This is a genomic window from Furfurilactobacillus rossiae (assembly GCF_013394005.1).
Taxonomy (GTDB): domain Bacteria; phylum Bacillota; class Bacilli; order Lactobacillales; family Lactobacillaceae; genus Furfurilactobacillus; species Furfurilactobacillus rossiae.
In genome coordinates this window covers 2,400,297-2,420,371 of the sequence record NZ_CP040586.1, presented here as the reverse complement: position 1 = coordinate 2,420,371, position 20,075 = coordinate 2,400,297, and the positions used below count along the sequence as shown (strand labels likewise).

The 20,075-nt window shown below is 44.0% G+C and carries 19 protein-coding genes; 13 read left to right on the top strand and 6 right to left on the bottom strand.

From position 1 onward, the window contains the following. The first annotated feature begins 94 nt into the window (after positions 1-94). From LROSL1_RS11715 to LROSL1_RS11700, 4 genes are all read left to right on the top strand, one after another. Complete coding sequence (locus tag LROSL1_RS11715) at positions 95-769, top strand: CPBP family intramembrane glutamic endopeptidase (RefSeq protein WP_178914685.1); 675 nt, start codon at positions 95-97, stop codon at positions 767-769. Positions 770-836: 67 nt separating this feature from the next. Continuing rightward, on the top strand, positions 837-1,562 hold the full coding sequence (locus LROSL1_RS11710; protein WP_178914684.1) for a coenzyme F420-0:L-glutamate ligase: 726 nt from the start codon (positions 837-839) through the stop codon (positions 1,560-1,562). Between the two features lie 129 nt (positions 1,563-1,691). Beyond that, on the top strand, positions 1,692-2,279 hold the full coding sequence (locus LROSL1_RS11705) for a hypothetical protein (protein ID WP_178914683.1): 588 nt from the start codon (positions 1,692-1,694) through the stop codon (positions 2,277-2,279). Between the two features lie 408 nt (positions 2,280-2,687). Then, entirely contained in the window at positions 2,688-3,371 is a 684-nt protein-coding gene (locus LROSL1_RS11700; protein WP_178914682.1) for a CPBP family intramembrane glutamic endopeptidase, read from the top strand. Here the strand turns inward: LROSL1_RS11700 and LROSL1_RS11695 are convergent. Both LROSL1_RS11695 and LROSL1_RS11690 read right to left on the bottom strand, forming a co-directional pair. Further along, positions 3,363-4,181, bottom strand: coding sequence for a sugar phosphate isomerase/epimerase (locus LROSL1_RS11695; protein ID WP_178914681.1), 819 nt, complete (start codon positions 4,179-4,181; stop codon positions 3,363-3,365). The genes LROSL1_RS11700 and LROSL1_RS11695 overlap by 9 nt on opposite strands. A 127-nt stretch (positions 4,182-4,308) precedes the next feature. Next, positions 4,309-5,109 (bottom strand): Cof-type HAD-IIB family hydrolase, encoded by an 801-nt coding sequence (locus LROSL1_RS11690; protein WP_017261570.1) that lies wholly within the window; start codon positions 5,107-5,109, stop codon positions 4,309-4,311. A 255-nt stretch (positions 5,110-5,364) separates the two neighbouring features. Between LROSL1_RS11690 and LROSL1_RS11685 the strand changes: the two genes are divergently transcribed. From LROSL1_RS11685 to LROSL1_RS11665, 5 genes are all read left to right on the top strand, one after another. Beyond that, positions 5,365-6,252: a polyphosphate kinase 2 family protein gene (locus tag LROSL1_RS11685; protein ID WP_161004436.1), complete on the top strand. Its 888-nt coding sequence runs from the start codon at positions 5,365-5,367 to the stop codon at positions 6,250-6,252. A 21-nt stretch (positions 6,253-6,273) separates the two neighbouring features. After that, positions 6,274-7,800, top strand: coding sequence for a Ppx/GppA phosphatase family protein (locus LROSL1_RS11680; protein ID WP_017261568.1), 1,527 nt, complete (start codon positions 6,274-6,276; stop codon positions 7,798-7,800). Positions 7,801-7,902: 102 nt separating this feature from the next. Then, on the top strand, positions 7,903-10,068 hold the full coding sequence (locus LROSL1_RS11675) for an RNA degradosome polyphosphate kinase (RefSeq protein ID WP_178914680.1): 2,166 nt from the start codon (positions 7,903-7,905) through the stop codon (positions 10,066-10,068). A gap of 39 nt (positions 10,069-10,107) precedes the next feature. Continuing rightward, positions 10,108-11,127, top strand: a complete 1,020-nt coding sequence (locus LROSL1_RS11670) for a Ppx/GppA family phosphatase (RefSeq protein ID WP_225440586.1) — start codon at positions 10,108-10,110, stop codon at positions 11,125-11,127. Beyond that, the gene (locus LROSL1_RS11665) at positions 11,124-11,513 is read left to right on the top strand and encodes a VOC family protein (RefSeq protein ID WP_178914678.1); all 390 of its coding nucleotides are present in this window, start codon (positions 11,124-11,126) and stop codon (positions 11,511-11,513) included. Before LROSL1_RS11670 ends, LROSL1_RS11665 begins: the two co-directional genes overlap by 4 nt. 123 nt (positions 11,514-11,636) lie before the next feature. Here LROSL1_RS11665 and LROSL1_RS11660 read toward each other — a convergent pair whose 3' ends face one another. Together LROSL1_RS11660 and LROSL1_RS11655 are read right to left on the bottom strand one after the other, a co-directional pair. After that, positions 11,637-12,329 carry a DUF4811 domain-containing protein gene (locus LROSL1_RS11660; RefSeq protein ID WP_178914677.1) on the bottom strand — a complete coding sequence of 231 codons (693 nt, stop codon included), beginning with the start codon at positions 12,327-12,329 and terminating at the stop codon, positions 11,637-11,639. Then, positions 12,329-13,798, bottom strand: coding sequence for an MDR family MFS transporter (locus LROSL1_RS11655; protein ID WP_178914676.1), 1,470 nt, complete (start codon positions 13,796-13,798; stop codon positions 12,329-12,331). Before LROSL1_RS11655 ends, LROSL1_RS11660 begins: the two co-directional genes overlap by 1 nt. Before the next feature lie 237 nt (positions 13,799-14,035). Between LROSL1_RS11655 and LROSL1_RS11650 the strand changes: the two genes are divergently transcribed. Continuing rightward, a complete protein-coding gene (locus LROSL1_RS11650; RefSeq protein ID WP_178914675.1) occupies positions 14,036-14,743 on the top strand; it encodes a hypothetical protein in 708 nt (235 codons plus the stop codon). A gap of 60 nt (positions 14,744-14,803) precedes the next feature. Beyond that, a complete protein-coding gene (locus tag LROSL1_RS11645; RefSeq protein WP_225440585.1) occupies positions 14,804-15,739 on the top strand; it encodes an alpha/beta hydrolase in 936 nt (311 codons plus the stop codon). Positions 15,740-15,900: 161 nt separating this feature from the next. Here the strand turns inward: LROSL1_RS11645 and LROSL1_RS11640 are convergent, their stop codons facing one another. Continuing rightward, complete coding sequence (locus LROSL1_RS11640; RefSeq protein ID WP_178914673.1) at positions 15,901-17,523, bottom strand: ABC transporter permease; 1,623 nt, start codon at positions 17,521-17,523, stop codon at positions 15,901-15,903. After that, entirely contained in the window at positions 17,516-18,454 is a 939-nt protein-coding gene (locus LROSL1_RS11635; protein ID WP_178914672.1) for an ABC transporter ATP-binding protein, read from the bottom strand. Before LROSL1_RS11635 ends, LROSL1_RS11640 begins: the two co-directional genes overlap by 8 nt. Before the next feature lie 712 nt (positions 18,455-19,166). On the opposite strand from LROSL1_RS11635, the gene LROSL1_RS11630 reads away from it, so the two are divergent. Together LROSL1_RS11630 and LROSL1_RS11625 are read left to right on the top strand one after the other, a co-directional pair. Beyond that, positions 19,167-19,325, top strand: coding sequence for a hypothetical protein (locus tag LROSL1_RS11630; protein ID WP_178914671.1), 159 nt, complete (start codon positions 19,167-19,169; stop codon positions 19,323-19,325). 52 nt (positions 19,326-19,377) lie between these two features. After that, positions 19,378-20,070 (top strand): helix-turn-helix domain-containing protein, encoded by a 693-nt coding sequence (locus LROSL1_RS11625; protein ID WP_152323476.1) that lies wholly within the window; start codon positions 19,378-19,380, stop codon positions 20,068-20,070. Positions 20,071-20,075 lie beyond the last annotated feature (5 nt).

Here is a 20,075-nt window from a genome sequence, read left to right as displayed (position 1 = left end):
AAACTTCATTGAGTGCCATTTCATGTGTAAACACTGCATTCGTTGTAAAATAATTAAAAAGATTATAAATGATGATATAAGGCAGGTGTTATTTATGAAAGCAAGAATTAGTCGTTATGTCATTGGTATTATCACCATTTGGGTGATGCTATTTTTGTATCAAACGTCACAGCTTCCAGTACACATGCCTGAATTAATAGGTGTATCGGAATCTAGAGATTACCAATGGCTGTTTATTGTTTTGGTGACGATTACTTCAATTTTATTTGTTTGGCTGGAATTGTATACGATCGACGATGCACGACGATATTACGGTAATGCATATATTGAACGTCAACCTACTCGCAATCATAAATGGTTGATGTTTGGGATAATGGTCCTGATCTTGATCGTATTCATTATCGTACAACATTTTATAAAGACACCTGAATCAGAAAACCAGAAAATGGTTGTTAAGGCTATTACGGAATTTCCAATTCTCAATATATACGGTGTAGTCGTTTTAGCACCAATAATTGAGGAGCTGCTTTTTCGACGACTATTTTTTGTGTTCTTTTTCAAAGGAATGGACAACCCATGGATAAGAGGTTTAGGCATTATTACCAACGGCTTATTTTTTGCCAGTGTTCACACGTCACTGTTTTCACCAGGGATGTGGGTCTACACCGTAATGGGGATGCTTTTTGCCACGACATATGTGACAACTAAGAATGTTAAATTTAGCATCGCGCTGCACATGCTAAATAATTTAGTTGCTCTCTTTTATTAGTTATCGTCTTTTCAATGAATTTTTTAATATTGAAATTGAATGAACACAGCCTGAGGAGGACGGTAATGTGGTGGAAGTAATTGGTTTAAAAGATATAGGTCAAGTTCGAGTCGAAGATAATATTGGTCGGCTCATTGTAAAAGCAGTCCATGAAAACCAAATTATTGTTAAACAGCATGACGTCTTCTGCGTTGCTTCTAAAATTGTATCGATTACTGAAAATAGAGAGATCATGTTAAAAAATGTTGCGCCCTTGATTGACGCACAGAAGATTCATCAACGGATTCCACGTAAAGATGCTCGCTTAATCCAACTTATGATAAACGAAACGGGTGACACAACCGCTGAACGATTAACTGTGACAAATAATTTTATTGGTGGTCAAATACCCAACGGATTGTTTTTAACCAGTGCAGGTGTAGATAAAATTGATGATGAAAAGGCCATCTTGCTACCGGAATTTCCTGATATTTCCGCGCAAAAAATTGCATTGACACTCACGACGGCGTTTGGTGTGCCCGTTTCTGTTGTCATTACGGATAGCGATGGACGACCTGACAAAAAGGGTGCAACACAAATCGCTATTGGTGTTTATGGATTAAAACCGTTAAGAGAAACCACGAGTCCCAAAGATATGTTAACAAAACCCGCCGTAGAAACATTGTGTGATATGGTTGCTGCTGCAGCTGGATTGGAGATGGGACAGCGTGATGCAGGTATTCCAGTCGCGATAGTAAGTGGTCTAAAATATCAGTTTGATACTAATGCGAAGATTACTGACGCACTCAATTGACCGTATTTTCTGAATTTGGCAAAATTGCGCGCAAACTGTGCAAATTTGACACCGTTTCCGTTTGAGGCGATAATTATGCATTAAAGTTATTGTTCTGTTCTTAAGCAGCAACCCCCTGAGGAGGTTTTTATGCGGCCCCGCAATTATATCTATATTTTAATCGTTGCTTTGGCAGCAATTGGTGTCGGCGCTCTGACCGTTAAACCGGTGGCAGAGTCGAGGCCAGCCACTAGCCAAGTGCAGTCAAGTTCAACAAAGGCAACATCCAAGAAAGATTCATCAAAATCGGCTTCACAGAGTTCAACTAAAAAAACGACACCTAAAAAAGCACCTGCCAAAAAGATCAGCACAGAAACAGTTAGCAACTACACGCTGACAAAAACGCCGACTGACTTGCCGTCTGGCTTAGCAAGTGGACAGGCACCGGCAGGATGGTCAGCCCCGATCACCTTAAGATTGTCTAGTGCAGCATTGTCTGGTACATCAGAACAAAATATGGTTCGTTTTGATGGCTTACGCGCAGGAAGTCATTATCGTATTTGGGTCGCTCCCGTAACGTCCTCAGGAACTGCTAAGGCTTATAAAATCGATTATGAGCCAACGACGTCATCGTCGTACGTTCCGACGCGTTTGTTGAGAACGGCATTGACGGAGGCACAGCAATCCGGCGATAGTGTAAGCCAGTTAGCGTTATACAACGTAAGAGAAAACGGCTAATTGAATATAAAAAAATTCGTAGATGGCCTTTCTAGTGAAGATTAGCCGAAGGGCGTCAATATTGAAACCAAGTTGTGAAGGTGCTGTTGATTCGGCGTTTTCCCGAATTTACAGCACGGACGGTCATGAAGACGTGGGTTGCGGCTTCATGGCGAAATGAGAGACTGTGGTTCAACAGGCTCGAATCAATCCCACGGTAGCGTTTCAATATTGACAACCGCAGGCGGTAGTAAAGTTTGTACAACTTCAAACAGTATGATAAAAAACACGCTGACTTCTCAGTTTTTTGAGAGGCCAGCGTGTTTACGTTTGCTAATATAAAAATTAGTCAAGGCAGTTTTCCTTGCACTCATCGCAACATACTGCCTATGATATGCCTAATAAATGGATTAAAAGTGGTGACGATAAATGACAGCAGACCGTATCAGAAGATATCTAATGGGAGCCGGCGCAATGTTTGGCCTGTTCCTGCTTGAACAAGTGGCGGCAACGCCTTCACAACTACCCAGCGTGCTAAAATTGACGAGTGTAACTGCTCAAATCACGTTGGGCGTAATTACCACAATATTAAGTGTTCTAGTGTTCTGGGCGTTATGGAGAGCCTATAAAAATGGATTAGCTAACCGTGAACCGCGTTATTTTGATCAACAACCTACCCGTCGTCACAAATGGCTGGTGCTTTGTTTGATGGTGATCGCACTGATTGCGTTGATCGTGGCAGAAGGACTGATTCACAGCAAGTCGTCGGAGAATCAGAAGGCCATTGAACAAATGTTTAAGACAACGCCGTGGCTAACCTTGTACTTTGGTGTGTTTGGCGCACCAATCTTGGAAGAACTCATTTTCCGTGGCCTGTTCTTTAATTACTTCTTCATGAAGTTGAACAAACGGTGGGTGAAAGTTCTAGGAATCATCGTGAATGGCCTGCTGTTTGCCCAACTGCATACAAATTTGTGGACACCAGATGCTTGGGTATACTTCGTTATGGGCGCTATCTTGGCGACAACTTATGTGCAAACGAAAGATATCCGCTTCGACATTGGCTTACACTTTGCGAATAATGCGTTTGCAATGTTTTCGATGCTACTCTAAATTCGCTGCAATTTGCTTTAGGTAGTCGTATGAGTTGAGCATTTCGGTAGCCTTGGTAGGATCTGCCAGGTTAATTTCGAAAATGCTGGATGCTTTAGGATTCAGCAAAGGCAATACGCGAGCCCAGTCAATGCGGCCAAGCCCAAGCGTTAGGCTATCGTGCGTTAGGCCCATTGAATCGACGAGGTGGTAGTGAACGACATGATTACCCAGTTTCGCTAGGGATGCCGCTAACACGGCATTGCTGCCGTGATTCTTGATGAAACAATGGCTGGTATCAAACGCCAACCTGTAGTTACGATCGAAAATAACTTGATCCATGTGAGGATCACCATAGAAAAATAGTGGCGAGATAGAGTTTTCGAACATGATGTGATTGCCGCCTTGTTTGGCGTATTCATCCAAACGTTCGAAGACAACATGTTGAGCTGTTTCAAAATTGGGATACAGGTCGATGAAATGCTGCGTTTGCCGTGAATAAGAACCGTGCAGTAATAACTGAATGTCGTTTTTAACGGCTAAATCTAGCAATGTGTCGGAACTGTACCGCAGAAAGTGGTATAAGTCCGGCATTTCTTTTTTCGGCGTGACCATTTCGTTGAACCATTTGCCATATCGCATCGGTTGGTGCATCACAATCCGTGACGTGACAGCCTTTGCGTCATCAATGGCATCCTGCAAATGAGCGCGGCCTTCTGGGGTCAAGTCATGCTGATCTAAATAAAATTCGAACACATCGGGATGATACTGGAGCCGGTTGCGGTATTGTGCGGGATCCGTGCTGCCTTTTAACCCAAGTAATACTTTCATATAAACCTCCTATGTTTTTAGATAAAGATATGTGACAGCCTATTAAAAATTGGTTATGTTCAATTCAAACGAACATAGCCAATTTTTTTACGTATGTTAAGTGTACGAGGAGATGGCTCAAGCAATTTTAGAAGGCAAACTTTTCTAAAAATTGAGCGACCCCGTCGTCATCGTTGTTACCCGTAACGTCGGTTCCCGCCGCTTTGATTTCGGGTTTGCCATTATCCATAACTACGCCAACTTTGGCCGCCTTCAACATACCTAGATCGTTTTCAGCGTCGCCGAATGACATCAGGTTATCAAACGTCATGTTGTAGTGCTTTAGCAGTGCGCTAAGACCAACGTGTTTGTCCATGTCTTTATCCAAAAATTCAAGAATTTTTGGTTGTGAGCGAACTGCGTGATATTTAGCATTCATTGCCGGTGTGAGGTTCGCAACGGCATCATCCAGTACGTCTGCGTCGTAGGACATGACAGCCTTGCTGTAGTCACCCTCTGGTAAGTCTTTGAAATCGCGGTGAGTAAAGGTTAACCCGGCGTTGAGCATTTTTTCGTAATAGGAGTCAGGCAAGTCAGCCAGTGGCCAAACTTGTTCAAAGTCCAAGACGTCGAGTGGATAGTGGTGTTCATTACAATATTCGTGGAGTAAGGATAAATCTTCCTTTCTAATGCCTTGTTGAAAGAGCTTTTGGTGACCGACATTTTGAATGACTAATGCGCCATTAAATGTGATGGTGTAGTCGTCTTCATTAGTAAGTCCCAACTGTTCAATGTATTTCCAAATAGCATTGATTGGTCTGCCAGTGCAGAGCACCACTTTGATGCCTTGTTGATGGAGTTGTTTTAGAATCTTTTCATTACGTGGACTGATTTTTTTGTCACTCGTCAGTAGAGTGCCGTCTAAGTCCAAAGCAACCATTTTAATCATGATAACCCTCCGTATTTGTGGACGATGCCACCGTGTTTTCAGTCTAATTCGTAAGGAAAACGAACACTAACGAATCAAACAAACTTACATCATAACGGTAGCATAGTTTGTTCAATCGAGAACAAGTTTTTCGTCAATTTCCAAAAAGGGGCGTGTTTTTGCTTAATTTGATTTAACTTTGTTAGGGAAGCCAGTAAAATAAAGTTAGCAAGAGAATTGCCCAGAATTTTAGCAAGAAAGTTGGGAGTGGGTAGGATGAATTATGAAAGTGAATATCGTTTTGATGGTAGCGAACGGCTTCATTTAAAGAATCAAGCAACCAGTTTGCCAAGCCCGGTACCGGATAAGGATAAAATCAAGGCTCAGCTGGCTGATAACATTACTAAGCTGGCAGATCTTCAATCTCGTTTATATGCACAGTCTAGCTATGGTGTAGTCGTGCTGTTACAGGGGATGGATGCAGCCGGCAAGGACAGCATGATTCGTCACGTGATGAGCGGTCTAGATCCAGAAGGCACATCAGTTGTGAGCTTCAAGCAACCAACAAGTAATGAGTTGGCCCACGATTATCTATGGCGAATTTCTTCTGCACTCCCACGTCGCGGCAGTATTCAAATTTTCAATCGCTCTCAGTATGAAGATGTGTTGATTAGCCGGGTTCATCCGGAAATTCTGTTGGGCCAGCATTTGCCTGGTATTAATCAGCTTAGCGACGTCACGGACGACTTTTTTAATCAACGTTTTCGTGACATCACACACTATGAAGAATATTTAAAACACAATGGTTTCATCATGGTGAAATTTTTCCTTCATTACTCGCGCGATGAACAGAAGCGTCGGTTTGAAAAACGCATTGAAGTGCCTGATAAGAACTGGAAATTTTCCGCAGCTGACATTAAAGAACGTGCCTTTTGGGATGATTACCAGAAAGCCTATGAAGATATGCTGAATCACACGGCTACAAAGGAAAATCCGTGGTACATCATTCCATCAGATTCTAAATGGAATTCACGGATGGTTGTTTCGGATATTTTAACGACTAGATTGGCGGCCTTAAAGCCAGAATATCCAACCGTTACCGACGAGCAAAAGCAACAGTTACACGAAATTTTGAATCATTTGCAAACGGACAAAAAAGCGTGAAATAAGCAAGAGGGGGATGTCATGGCCAAAGGAAGTTTATATGGCGCAATGGTGATTAGCGCGCAGGACATGCAGCTAATTATTGTTGATGTTAAGAGACAGGCAGTCATTGAGCGGGTCAGTGCACCCATTCATCTAGGCAACGATTTGTTTGCGGGGAAACGAATTGACCCGGAACGGTCTGACGAAGTTGTTACGATTCTTCAGCGTTTCTTACAGTTGCTGAAGGACTATAACGTGACGGATTATCGCCTGGTGGCCTCACATACAATTACCAGAGCGGAGAACATTGATTACATTCGTGATCACATCTACATCATGACGGGCGTGACCTTGCATTTTATGACGGTCAATGAGGAATCGCTGTTTTCTTATGAAGCAGCGCAGTTGTTGCCAAATTTCAACGAGCTCATTAGTGGTCGAACCGTGTTGATGCAGGTTGGTGCCAGTATGGTGCATTTCATGATGTTTGTTGATGGACATTTAACGCTAACCCGGGAGTTGTTCCTAGGTCCGCTTCAAGTTGCGACCCAGTTGCAAAATTTGGAGCATAAAGTGGAATCCTATCAGGAAGTTCTTAGCGATTATTTGCATTCAAAGCTAGTGAGTCTCTATCAGTACTTACCCGATGAGCCGTTTGATAAGGTGATTTTGATGGGTTCCAAGCTGAATTTGTTGGAGAATCTCATCCCTAAGGGAAAACGGTACGTTCAGTTAAGTCGCAAAGATTTTGATAAACAATTCCAGTCAGTTGTACAAATGACACCACAGGACATGTTGAATCAAAACAATCTGCCGGCTGATCAAGTTAATGAGGTGTTACCACTCTTTCTATTACTGGATGAGGTCTTCAATCATTTGCACACAAAGTCTATTCACTTAACTGACTTTAAAGTGATCGATGGCTGTGTCGTAGATGAAGAAATGAGTCGGAAGAAACACCCGCGGAATACCGATGCAGTTAGTCAGGTTATGTTGGGGGCCGCTTATGAGTTGGCTCGTAGATTTCACGTCGACGAGCGGCACCAACAGTCTGTCGTGTTATTTGCAACTCAGTTGTTTGACCGCTTGAAAAAGATTCATGGGTTGGGTTCCCGTGAGCGCCTGTTACTTCAGTTGGCCGCTATTTTGCAAGACAGTGGTCTATTCATTGACAGTACGCAACATGCTTTTCATTCCGAGTACATTATCAATCACTCCGAAATGTTGGGCTTGCGCGCTGATGAACAGGTCGAGGTGGCAGCCATTGCCCGGTATCACAGTTCTGAAACGGTATCGGCTGATTTGAGCCGTTTTAACATCACAATGGATAATCGGTTAGTGATGGTTAAGTTGGCGGCTATTTTACGTTTGGCAGATGCGCTAGATGACAGTCGCCTGCATAAGATTTCTAAAATCAGCGTTTCCATCAAGAAGCCAGAAATTATCATCCATGCCACCGCTAATGATGACATTGAGTTGGAGACTTGGACTTTCAATGGCAAACGTAAATTCTTTGAAGAGGTTTACGGCATGACGCCGATTTTGAGAAGAACTGGTCGATTTTAGTGTAGATTACTGGTGTTGGTTAATAGCGATGAAACGACAGGCGTTTAGTGTGAATCAAATAAGCAAGCATGTATGAGAGTCGAACCAACAGGAGGGATAAGGATGGATTTTTCAGATCCAAGTTTATATGTCAACCGTGAGCTAAGTTGGGTTGACTTCGACGACCGTGTATTGGAAGAGGCGCGTGATAAAAACAATCCGTTACTGGAACGAGCGCGGTTTATTGGGATTACTCAAAGTAACCTGGATGAGTTTTTCATGGTTCGTGTAGCCTCACTGCGTAAGATGGAGGATGTTAATTACACCAAACCAGATGTGTCGGGGATGCAACCTAGTGAACAGCTGGAAGCAATCAGTGAAAAGGTTCACCAATTGGTTGAGAAACAATACAGTACGTTAAATCGTTCGATCGTGCCCCAGATGGAAACAATTGGCATTCATTTGCGTCAGTATGACGAGTTGAATTCTGCTCAAGTCAGTTTCTTGACGCAGTATTTCCGTGAAGTGTTGTACCCAGTGCTGACGCCAATGGCAGTGGATGTTTCTCGACCATTTCCGTTTATTAGCAACAATACCTTAAACATTGCCTTACGGTTGGTTAAGAACACTAAAGATGAAGAAAGCGGCAAAAAGGAACATCGTTTTGCGACGATTCAGGTACCGGATACATTTAACCGAGTGGTCAGTTTGCCTGGCACGAATGAGTTTATCTTGTTAGAAGAAGTCATCAAGCACTTTTTAGGTGAACTATTTTCTGGCTTTAAAGTGAAAGAAGCTCGTGCGTACCGAGTTATTCGAGATATGGACTTTGACGTAACCGAAGAAGATGCCAGCGACTTGCTAAAGGAAGTTGAACATGAACTAGCTGTCCGTGATCATACACAAGTTATGCGTTTGGAAATCGAAGCTGACATGTCCAAACAGTTGAGAAAACAACTGATTCACGATTTGCAGACGCGAGAAAAGGACGTTTATGACATTAAAGGTCCCATCGATCTACGTTTCTTGAGCAAGCTAGTTAAGCAGGTGAAAGGGCACAGTGAATTGATGTATCCGTCGTTCACCGGTTATATTCAACCAGCGTTGCGACAGGATAACTTGTTTGACGAAATTAAAAAACGCGATATCTTCGTTCAACATCCGTATGATAGTTTCGATCCAGTCGTAAAGTTTGTGCATGAAGCGGCGACGGATCCAGACACGCTAGCCATTAAAATGACGCTGTACCGGGTTTCTTCACAATCACCAATCATTAAGTACTTGGCGCAGGCCGCACGTAATGGGAAACAAGTTACCGTGCTTGTGGAATTGAAAGCACGGTTCGATGAAGAAAATAACGTGAAGTGGGCGCAAATGCTCGAACGCGAAGGTTGTCATGTTATTTATGGACTAGTTGGTTTAAAGACGCACTGCAAGTTACTGTTAGTCGTTCGTCAGGAACCCGATGGCATCAAACGATACATGCACATGGCGACGGGGAACTACAACGATGTGACGGCGCACTTGTATACTGACATGGGGCTGTTTACAGCGGATCCATTGATGGGCATTGACGCTTCAAATATTTTTAACATGTTGTCCGGTTTTAGTGAGCCTGATCATTTTGAACGGGTGGCCATTGCGCCGACGACGTTACGTGGCTTTTTGTATGATCGCATTGATGATGAAATTGCTAACGCTAAGGCTGGTTTACCGGCGGCCATCAAGATGAAGATGAATTCACTGTCCGACAAGGGCATGATTGAGAAATTGTATGACGCCTCGGCCGCTGGCGTTAAGATAAGCCTGATTGTCCGCGGCATTGTATGTTTAAAAGTTGGTGTGCCTGGTGTATCTGATAACATTACCGTTCATTCTATCGTTGGCCGCTTACTGGAACACAGCCGTATCTATGACTTTTATGCGAATGGCGAGCATCAATTGTACTTATCATCAGCTGATCTGATGACACGTAATATTAGCCGTCGGGTAGAACTACTCTTCCCCATCCTCCAGGATGACATTAAAGAACGGGTGGGTCACATTTATGATCAAATGTGGCATGATAATGTCAAAACGCGTGTGTTGCATGCAGATGGTACGTGGCAAAAGGTGGATCGACGTGGCTTAGCACCATTAGATGTTCAAGATAGCTTAATCAAAGAGGCTGCTCGCAAATCACAGGCAGATGCTAAGTTAGCAACCAGTCAACCGCAGACGCCATTCGTGCCGCTGATGCGACCATTGGATGAAACCACCACAGATGACGATGATTCTGATGACGAGTAGTTTGAGATTAAACGTTGAACGAGTTTGACAAGGAGGGTAATTGTGGAAAATTTTGCGGTCATTGATCTAGGCTCCAATTCGTGTCGCATGACAGTTACGGAAATCAACGACGATGGTAGTTTTAAACGTAGCCAAATGAGCAAACAGTTTGTCCGTTTGTCAGAAGACATGGGGCAGTCTGGCGCATTACAACAAGCCCCCATGGATCGAACTATTGAAGCACTGAAGGGCTTTTATGAAGAGTATTCACAACTCCCAAACCTCACGTTAAAAGCTGTGGCAACGGCGGCAGTCCGGAATGCATCCAACCAGAAAGTGTTTTTAGATCGGGTTCGCTCAGAGGTTCATGGATTAAACATTGAAGTGATTTCTGGCACGGAAGAGGCCCATTATGACTACCTAGGGGTGATCAATACGTTACCCGTGACTAACTGCGTCATTATGGATACTGGTGGGGCTTCTTGTGAATTGGTTTTGGTTCAAAATGGACGAGAACAAAATTTAGTGAGTTTGCCTTTCGGATCAGTTAACTTGTCAGAAACCTTTTTAAAGCACGGCTTGGATCAGCTCGCCGCAGTTGACTTATTTAGACTGTCAACGGCTGTTCAGCGATTGTTTAATGGACTGTGGTGGCTTCAACGGGGGCAGAATTTGCCCCTCGTCGCATTGGGCGGGTCAAACCGAACTTTGGCAAAGATTCGGCGAAAGCAAAAGAATGTGGCTGATTTTGAGGATATTCACGGTTTTCGCATGAGTGTTTCCGAAGTTGACAATGTTTATGCGGAAATTATTGAACATAATTTGGCGGAGCGAAAGGCTATTCCTGGTCTCTCAAAAGATCGCGCGGATATTATTGCAGCAGGGATTACGCCAATTGTCACAATTATGCGATTCTTGGATGCCGGCCGCGTCATTTTCTCAGAAAATGGGGTTCGTGAAGGCATTTTGTATGAACATCTTGATCAGTTGCGGGCTAAAGGAAAAATTGGCAATAAGAAAGATAATATTTCCAACACTAAAAAGAGTGCTGGTAGCCGTAAGAAAGCTGATAAAAAATGAGTGCGTTTGAAATTGATCATTTTGTCCTTACGGTGGCCAGTATTGATCGGAGCGTGAAATTTTATCGGGATCGGTTAGGATTGACCACCGAACAATTTGAAGACGGTCGGACAGCGATTCGACTGTCTTCAAATCAGAAAATTAATCTCCAGATACAAGCGCACCCTCATTTGCCGGTAGCTGCGCACCCGACGTTTGGTAGCAGTGATTTTTGTCTCATGACGGATAAGACACCGAAGACCTTAGTCACATGGGCAGATCAGCAACATTTAATTATCGAAACTGGCCCTGTGGTTCGCCATGGTGCAAGGGGGACGATGACATCGTTGTATGTTCGTGATCCGGATCAAAACTTGGTGGAACTAGCGGCTATGGGAACGTTGTAGTCGTTTCCAGCAGAACTTATCGCAGAGATTCCAAAAAGAATAAGAAAAGAGTGGCAACTTAACGTAACTAACAGTTTATCAATCCGTTAGTTAGGCTAAGCCGCCACTCTTTTTAAATGATTTTTATTTTAGTTGTGCTTTAAGCACGACGATTGTCGTTTTCTGAATTAATGCAGAACGTTGTGAAGCCGACATTTTAGGATCTTGTTTAACTGCCTTAGCTACCTGCTCAGTAACCTTTGTTTTAATCGCTTGTTGTCGGACAGGTGATTTCATAATCTTGGCAAGTTGTTTGGCCTCAGTGGTGCTAAGACTTAACCACGTTTGTGGCAAACGGAACGTGTAATCACGGTGGGCAACACGGTTTTGTTCGCCAGAAAATGCAAACAGCGCATGTTGCCAATCGTTACGATATTGCCAACGAGAGGTGGTTACGGTTAAAGTTGCTTGATCGCTCGTCGCTATTTTTAGTTTGGAACTGACATGCTTAGTTGGCACTGCCTGCGGTTTGGCTTGCGACGTGTTGGTCCGGTACAGATAGACCTTTTCTGTGCCATTTCCTAATGGCTGATAGAGAAGGACATTAGGCACACTAGCGGGTTGGTTCGGAATACTGGAGACCAACGTTGATGTCGTTCGTTGATGAGTCTTTACCATGCCGTACTGAAAATTGTCGTTTGCTATCAGTAAACCAATCATGCCCAAGAATAAAATCAGAAAACCGCCAATTAGCCAGCGGCGTAATTGATGACCATTGAGAAGCACGACGGCCCAAAATAACCCAAGTGTTGCAATAATTAATACGATAATGACCATTATCCACGCCTCCTTAAGTTACCCGGTTTGATGCGGAAGGCTAGCACGAGACCAATTAATGCAAAGATCGTTGCAGTGAGGAAGGCTGCATGATAACCTGCCAGCGTTGCGGATAATGCGTGTGTACCGTAGGTGAGTGGTGTACTGTGCAGCAACGATTTAGCTGGCATATTAGAGTTGGTCACGTTTGTTAATACAGAAATGAGGATGGCCGTTCCCATTGACGAGAAGACCTGACGTCCAGTGTTGTTAACAGAGGTTCCGTGACTCATGAGGCTTAACGGTAGGGCGTTCATCCCGGTTGTCGTCACTGGCATCATGACCATTGAGATCCCAAACATTCGGATGGTGTACAGGATGGTAACGAAGATGATCGGGGTTGTTTCCGTCAATGTGACGAAGAATGCTGTTCCAATCGTCAGTAAGAACATCCCGGTGATTGCCAAACGGCGGGCTCCAATGCGGTCGAATATGCGACCGGTAATGGGACTCATGATACCCATCATTAACGCTCCGGGCAACAGAATCAATCCAGAGTGAAAGGCTGATTCACCGCGAACTGTTTGAATATAGAGCGGCACCACCATTTCGGCGCCCATCATGGCCATGTTAACAACGGCTACTTCAATGACGGACAGGGTGTAAATTGGTGATTTGAACACCCGTAATTGCAGTAGCGGATTTTCGATCGTCAGTGACCGCCAAATGAATAAGCCAACGAAAATAAAGCCGATAATTAAGGTGATGTACACTTTCGGCGCCGTCCACGAGCTGGATCCGACACTACTGAATGCGTAAAGCATGCTCCCAAAACCGATTGTGGACAGTGCGACTGACACCCAATCCGCACTGGTTTTCTTTGTTGGAAAAATCTTACGCATGGTGAAGATAGCAAGGGTGAAGACGATGACTGGGAATGGCAAAATGACGACGAACAATGCTCGCCAAGAGTAATTGAGCAATAACCACCCAGACAGGGTAGGTCCGATGGCAGGCGCTAATCCGATAACAATTCCGGCTAAGCCCATGGCCGACCCACGACGTTCAGGCGGGAAGATTGTCAGCATTGTTGTTTGAAACGTTGGCGCGGTGATACCAACGGCAACGGCTTCAATCAAACGGCCGGCTAGAAGCACGCCAAATGTTGGCGCAATCATACAAATAAAGGTACCGACAAAGAAAATGGCCATCGCGGTTAAGTACAGTGCCTTGGAACTGTAACGTTGCAACAGAAATGCGGAAATAGGGATGGTGATGCCCATCGCTAGCATGAATCCAGTGGTCAACCATTGAACGGAATCGGCATCGATATTGAACGTGCGCATTAGAGTTGGAAATGCGGTGGTAAGGGTCGTCTGCACGATAAATGTGCTAAACGTCCCGATAAGCATTGTGATGATGAGAAGCAAACGGTTATAGGGTTTGCCATTGGCATCGACCACTTTAAATTCGGATGATGAATTGGACACGAAAAAGCCTCCTTGTGAACAACGTTTATGTAAACAGTCATAAAAATCGTTTTGACAATGAAATAGATAAGTGACGCTAACGAGGACAGTGACTGCCTCAGTCAATTGTGAAGTTGGCACAGTCAGGTGCGTTAGCGCTAAAATAGATTGAACCAATCATTCAAAATGATTAAAGTCCAACAAAAAATTATACGCCATTTACTGATAAATTGTTAGTAAAAGGGCCGGAGGCAGATTGTGACAACAATGACCACTGTGATGAAGCAATTAAAACGCAATCGTTTAGTTTGGCTACTATGCGTTTGTGACATCCTATTGCCACTTGGGCTCACCGGTTGGCTCGCGTCATTACACGGCGTTGAGTTCGCAACAGTTGTGCCAATATTAGCGCAAACACGTGTTTTTGTGTTCTTTTTATCATGGGTTGTATCCGGCATTTTAATTAGCATGGCAAAAAAGAAAAATGGCAATGTGACGGGCAAACAACGCTGGCAAAACCTCTTTTTAATGACGCTTTGTGTTGATATAGCACTGATGGTCGTTAATCAGGTGATATTACTAACTACTGGAACATTATTTTTAGGACATAACATTGTCTTCCCGTGGCGCCAGTACTGGCGAATGCAGTTAGGTCTGTTCCCACTGATATTAAGTGGCCAGGTGATCTATGAGGTCATTGGTATTTATAAGGTAAGCCGTATGGCGACAATGTGGTGGACACTAGCAGCGACATTTGGGTTAACTATTTTTATTGCTGTTGGACGGTTAATGTTTGACTGGTCGCAACAATTGCAATTAATATCAGTATTTAGTTTAGTGAGCGCGGGCTATTGGAGCACTTGGAATCAGGTATTGGCAAGCTGGCTTAGTAGTGTGATTACCTGTGTACTGGCCGTATTAATCAGTTACTGCTGGCTCGGCAGGCACAAGCATTCGTCAAAGTAGTGTGCAAACGACAATGGTGCTGCGTTCAGGGATTGGAGATTGACAGTGAAAAAGAGAACAATGGTTAGTTTGGCAGCGCCATTTGTGATTGCAACGGGTGTTGCCGGCATTTCAGAACAACTGTATCGGTATGCCTTCAACCGCGTAAACAAGGTTCCTGAAACTTCGAAAGAGAAACAGAAATACGCGGATGCCTACTACGGTTATGTTGACTGGTTACGTAATCAGCCAACGCAGGTTTGGCATTTGCACGAGGATGATGCCGCGCATAAATTGGCAGCTACTTATTTAGCAGCAGATGTACAAACGACGGACACGGTGATCATTTCACACGGTTACAAGGGCAACGGCGAGACGATGGCCAACTACGCGAAAATGTTTCACGAGTTAGGTTATAACGTATTATTGCCTGATGATCGGGCGCATGGCCGGTCTGCTGGTCGCTACATTACGTTTGGCTGGCTGGACCGCTTGGATTATTTGGATTGGATTCAGCGCGTTATCGAAGACACTGGTCAGGATGCGCGGATCGTCTTATTTGGTGTATCAATGGGCGGTGCCACGGTTGAGATGATGAGTGGGGAAGTCCTCCCAGAGCAAGTGCGTTGTATCATTGCGGATTGTGGCTATTCCAGCATTGATGACGAGTTGGTGTACTTGCTCAAACGAAATTTCCATTTACCAAAATACCCGTTTTTGCCAGCGGTGAACGCGATTAATCAGCGCAAACAAGGGTTTAGCCTGACGCAGGTTTCATCGGCTGAGCAACTCAAACGTAATCGCCGGCCAATTTTCTTCATTCATGGTGAAAAAGATATTTTCGTTCCTGCTGAAATGCTGGCGGCTAATTACGATGCGACTCAGGGACCAAAGGAAAAATGGGTCGTGAAGGATGCAACGCACGCTGAAAGCTTTTGGATTAATCCGGCAGCCTATCAACAGCATGTTAAGCAATTTCTCGATCAATATTTGACCTATCAATTGCCACAAGAATAATTGTTGACTAGGTATTGATTAACGATAGATATATGGACATTGTGCTAGTCTAAAACGCTTCATCCCGTCATTTTGTTGTGACGACGGGATGAAGCGTTTTTGTGTTCAACATAGAGTTGAAGGTTTATTAACAATGAGTTGCAGCTTTTAACTTTTTATAGTTAGTTGGCACTGTTCAGATCACGCAACTGATATCCGATCAGTCCAACAACAAATAAAACCGCGGCTATCCCAGTTTGCCACCAGAATACAGACCAGTTCAGCGACGAAGCGGGCACATGACCAATGAATCCAAATGGTGACAATTTGGTTGCCCACTCAGGTAAATCAAATAAGCGACCGAAGTAGTTCATCACAAAGGTTGCACCAAGGTAGAGCCAAACAAGACTGCGTAGTTTAGGCAGCCAACCAACGAGTAACGCACCGGCACCTAAGAAAATGAGTAGCGGCGAGATGTTGGCGAGCAAGCCATGAATAAATAGTTTGTTAGCCAAGGGGTGGTCTAACACCATGTTCGCTGCAACGGCCAAACCACCGACAGCTGCCACAAGCGCTAATAAACTGATGACGATGCCCCAAAGACTGAGAACCACGCTAAGCCGGAGACGGGAAACGGGCCGGGCATGCAGCATTTCAAGCATTCCCCGTTGCTCATCCGTGGCGATTCGATAAATAATTTGTAGACCGGGAATGATTGCACAAACAGTGAAAATGATCATTAGCAGGGCAATAAATGATTTTAAAACTTGAGTAGTGGCTAACGCGGCAGTATGAGGATCAGCTAACAGTTTTACCGTAATTGGATTCGACTTGAGAATGTCAGCGACGGTGTTAAAAACGGAACCGTACATCGCGCCAAAAATAAAGAGACCGATTACCCAAGCTAGGATAGTATTGCGCTCCAACCGGCCCACTAGTGAAATTGGCCCGCGAAGAAAAGGGCTGGCATGCCTCCGACCAGGCCGGGTGGCCAAAATACCTGCGTTAAGATCCCGGCGCGCTCGAAGCATGATTGCGAGAACCATGAAAACAACGATAGTGAGCAGCATTAACATGGCCGGAAGCCAATTGTTGTTGCGGTACGTTTGCAACTTTTCTACCCAACCAAGTGGAGAAAGCCATGTGTAGCGGGGATGTGAAACATCGGTTAACATGCGCCCAAGGTAGACAATGCCAAAGAGTAGGTAAGCAAGACTTGTTGCAGCACGGCTACTAGATGTTAGTTGTGCACAAACGATAGCAAGCAGACCAAACATCAGACCACTGAGTCCAAGGCTGACACCAAGAACAAGGTTGCCACCCGTATTAGTGCCATTTAAACCAGCAATTTGCAGGCCGCCTGCGTAAAGTAGCGCTAACAGGCCGTTTGCAACCACTAATTCACTAATTGCTGCCATCATAGTGGCATAAGGGCCGACGTAGCGCGCTGATACCAGTTCCGTCACACCGCTATCTTCGTCACCACGTGTCAGTGCAATGGCTAATGAATAGTTCATAATGACTCCGAAAATGGCCATAAAAACCGTCATCTCGCCGGCAAAGACATCAGCGGAACTGTACGGGCCATGGGGGAGACGCCCAAAAAGTGAAATCATTGCCGGTGTGTTTAACGTGGCAGTAATTTTTTCAATGGCGATTTTGCTTCCGTATAGGTTATTGAACTTGGCTGCAATACTTGCGAATAAACCTCCTAGCGCAATCAGCCAAATCAACAACTTAAGCCAATCGCGCTGAAGATTGATTCGTAAGATTTGGCCTGCTTGAAAGAACGGTTGCTTAGGCATCAGGACCATCTCCCGTCGTTGAGTTCACAGGCTGCTCATTTTCACGACCATAATAGCGTAAAAATAGATCCTCTAAAGTTGGCGGGGTGCTTCGTAACGCTAGAATTTGATGATCGGCTAAGTATTGAGTAATTGCAGTCATGGCGTCTGAATCGGCCGCAAAAATTGCAGTAGTTGGATTAGTTTGTTTGAGTTGATGAACACCAGGTTGATTGCTTAAGTCGGTCAATGGCGTTTTAGTAGTCACTGAAATCTGCGTGCGGGTCAAGTGTTGCATTTCCGTGAGCGTACCTGTTTCAATAATTTGACCTTCACGGATGATACCAATACGATCACACATTTGTTCAACTTCCGACAAAATATGGCTAGATAGCAAAATTGCTTTGCCAGCCGCCTTTAAGGCTTTTACTTCGTCCTGGAAAACCTGCTCATTGAGCGGGTCGAGGCCAGATGTTGGCTCGTCGAAGATATATAAATCGGCCCTTTGCGATAAGGCAGCAATCAGGGCAACTTTCTGCCGATTCCCCTTGGAATAGGTGCGTGCTTTCTTACCGATATCGAGTCCAAACGCCTTAATTAAATCATCCGTTCGTTTAGAATGTTGCTGGCGACTGAGCCGGAGAAATAGGTCGATAATTTCGCCGCCTGTAAGATTAGGCCACAAATAAACGTCGCCAGGAACATAGGCGATATTTTTATGAATACTGACCGCGTCGCGAAAAACGTCCTTCCCAAAAATGGTGGCCGTACCACCTGTTGCTCTTAATAGACCAAGTAATGTGCGAATTGTTGTTGATTTTCCGGCTCCGTTTGGACCAATAAACCCAAATACTTCACCAGGTTGTACGTCAAACGAGACATCGTGTAATGCTTGAAATTTACCAAATCGTTTTTGAAGATGAGATACGTGAATTACTGGGGATAATTGCATGGTTCAATGCCCCCTTTAGGCAGATGAAATTGCAGTTGGAAGACTTGTCAATTTGCAGGTTAAATATCCTGTCGCTGTCAGTGTAGAGTGCTATTCTGGGGGTGTCAATTTTAAAATTTTGCAGATGACAAAATAGTCAGAATATCGGCCGTCTCAGCTTAAATAAAAGACGTGTGATACAAATTCATTAATTAAATTGACGAACAACTGACAGTCTGCTGATAATTTGGGACGCAAATTGATTAAAATGGGTTTGCCGTGCGCATTTGAGCGGGCGGGTGCATTACAATCAATTGCGGGACAGCATTTAGCATGACAAATCAGAAAATTTATTTGCGTTGTCACGACCGTGTGGAAGTAGTCTTTTAGGAGCTACCTTCAAGTGCCGGTTCGGCGGCGACGCTTTTTCGTTAGAATCGTAGTAACAAAGTTTACTTGACGATGTGATCAGAGCGTTAGAGGTCATTGGTCCGCAGTAGGCCAGTAATCGTATCGGCAAATGATATGAGCAACGATAGTTTAGACGTTTTTGAACTAATGTTCGCTTTTTTAGAATGATGAATAGTTTTCAGTTGATAAAATGAAGACAAGTTGGTGGCGATACAACGTATATTGATTTAAGAGTTTATTGGCAACGTAAAAAATAACGAGGCCCGATAAACGTAAGCACGATTGTTGGGATGTAAACAAGGTAAACAAAGGAGAAATCGTCATGATTCTTTACGTTTGTGAAGATAATTTAAAGGAACGACTATGGCTGACAACTTGCCTTGAAAACGAACTTAAAGAATTAAATATGGACATTCCGATTGAAAGTGAAGGGCGACCGGAAAAAGTGTTAGCAACATTGGCTGTGTTATTGTCCCCTTAGAGTAGACAGACGAAATAATAAATCGTCTATCTATTTCTAAGGGGATTTTTGTATGGAAAAACAAGGACGTTCGTATAGTCTTGAACAAAAGCTAGACACTCTTTATCAGTTCAAACACTCAGGCAAAAGCATGAGGGCATTCACCAAGGACTTTGGAATCGCATTTGTAACACTTAAAAAGTGGCTTGACCTTGAACAATTAGAAGATTTTAAAGCGCTTGAACCAAGTCATGAATGGAAACGGTATTCGCAAGATACAAAGAATGCCGCAGTTCATGATCGCTTAGTCAATGGACTGTCTCAACTAGATATCGTTAAAAAGTATCAGATTAGTTCTACTTCTGTTTTACGAAGGTGGGTAAATCAGTATACTAATGGCAAGGAAATCAAAGCCACTAGTAAAGGACAAACAACCCATATGAAACAAGGTCGAACCACCAGCTATCAAGAACGTATTGAAATCGCACAATATGCCCTCGCTCATGAGAAGGATTATCACACAACTGCCAATCATTTTAACGTGTCCTATCAACAGGTTTACACATGGGTACGTAAATACGAGAAGGATGGGATTAATGCGCTTCAGGATCGTCGTGGAAAGCGACTAAATCGTGAACCTGAGGAGCTAAGCGAAAAAGAGCGTTTAGAGTTGCGCATCAAAGAGCTGGAAGAGCGCAATGACTTCTTAGAAACACGTGAAGATTTGGCAAAAAAATTACGGGAGATTCAAAGGAGGAATCAATAGATTGG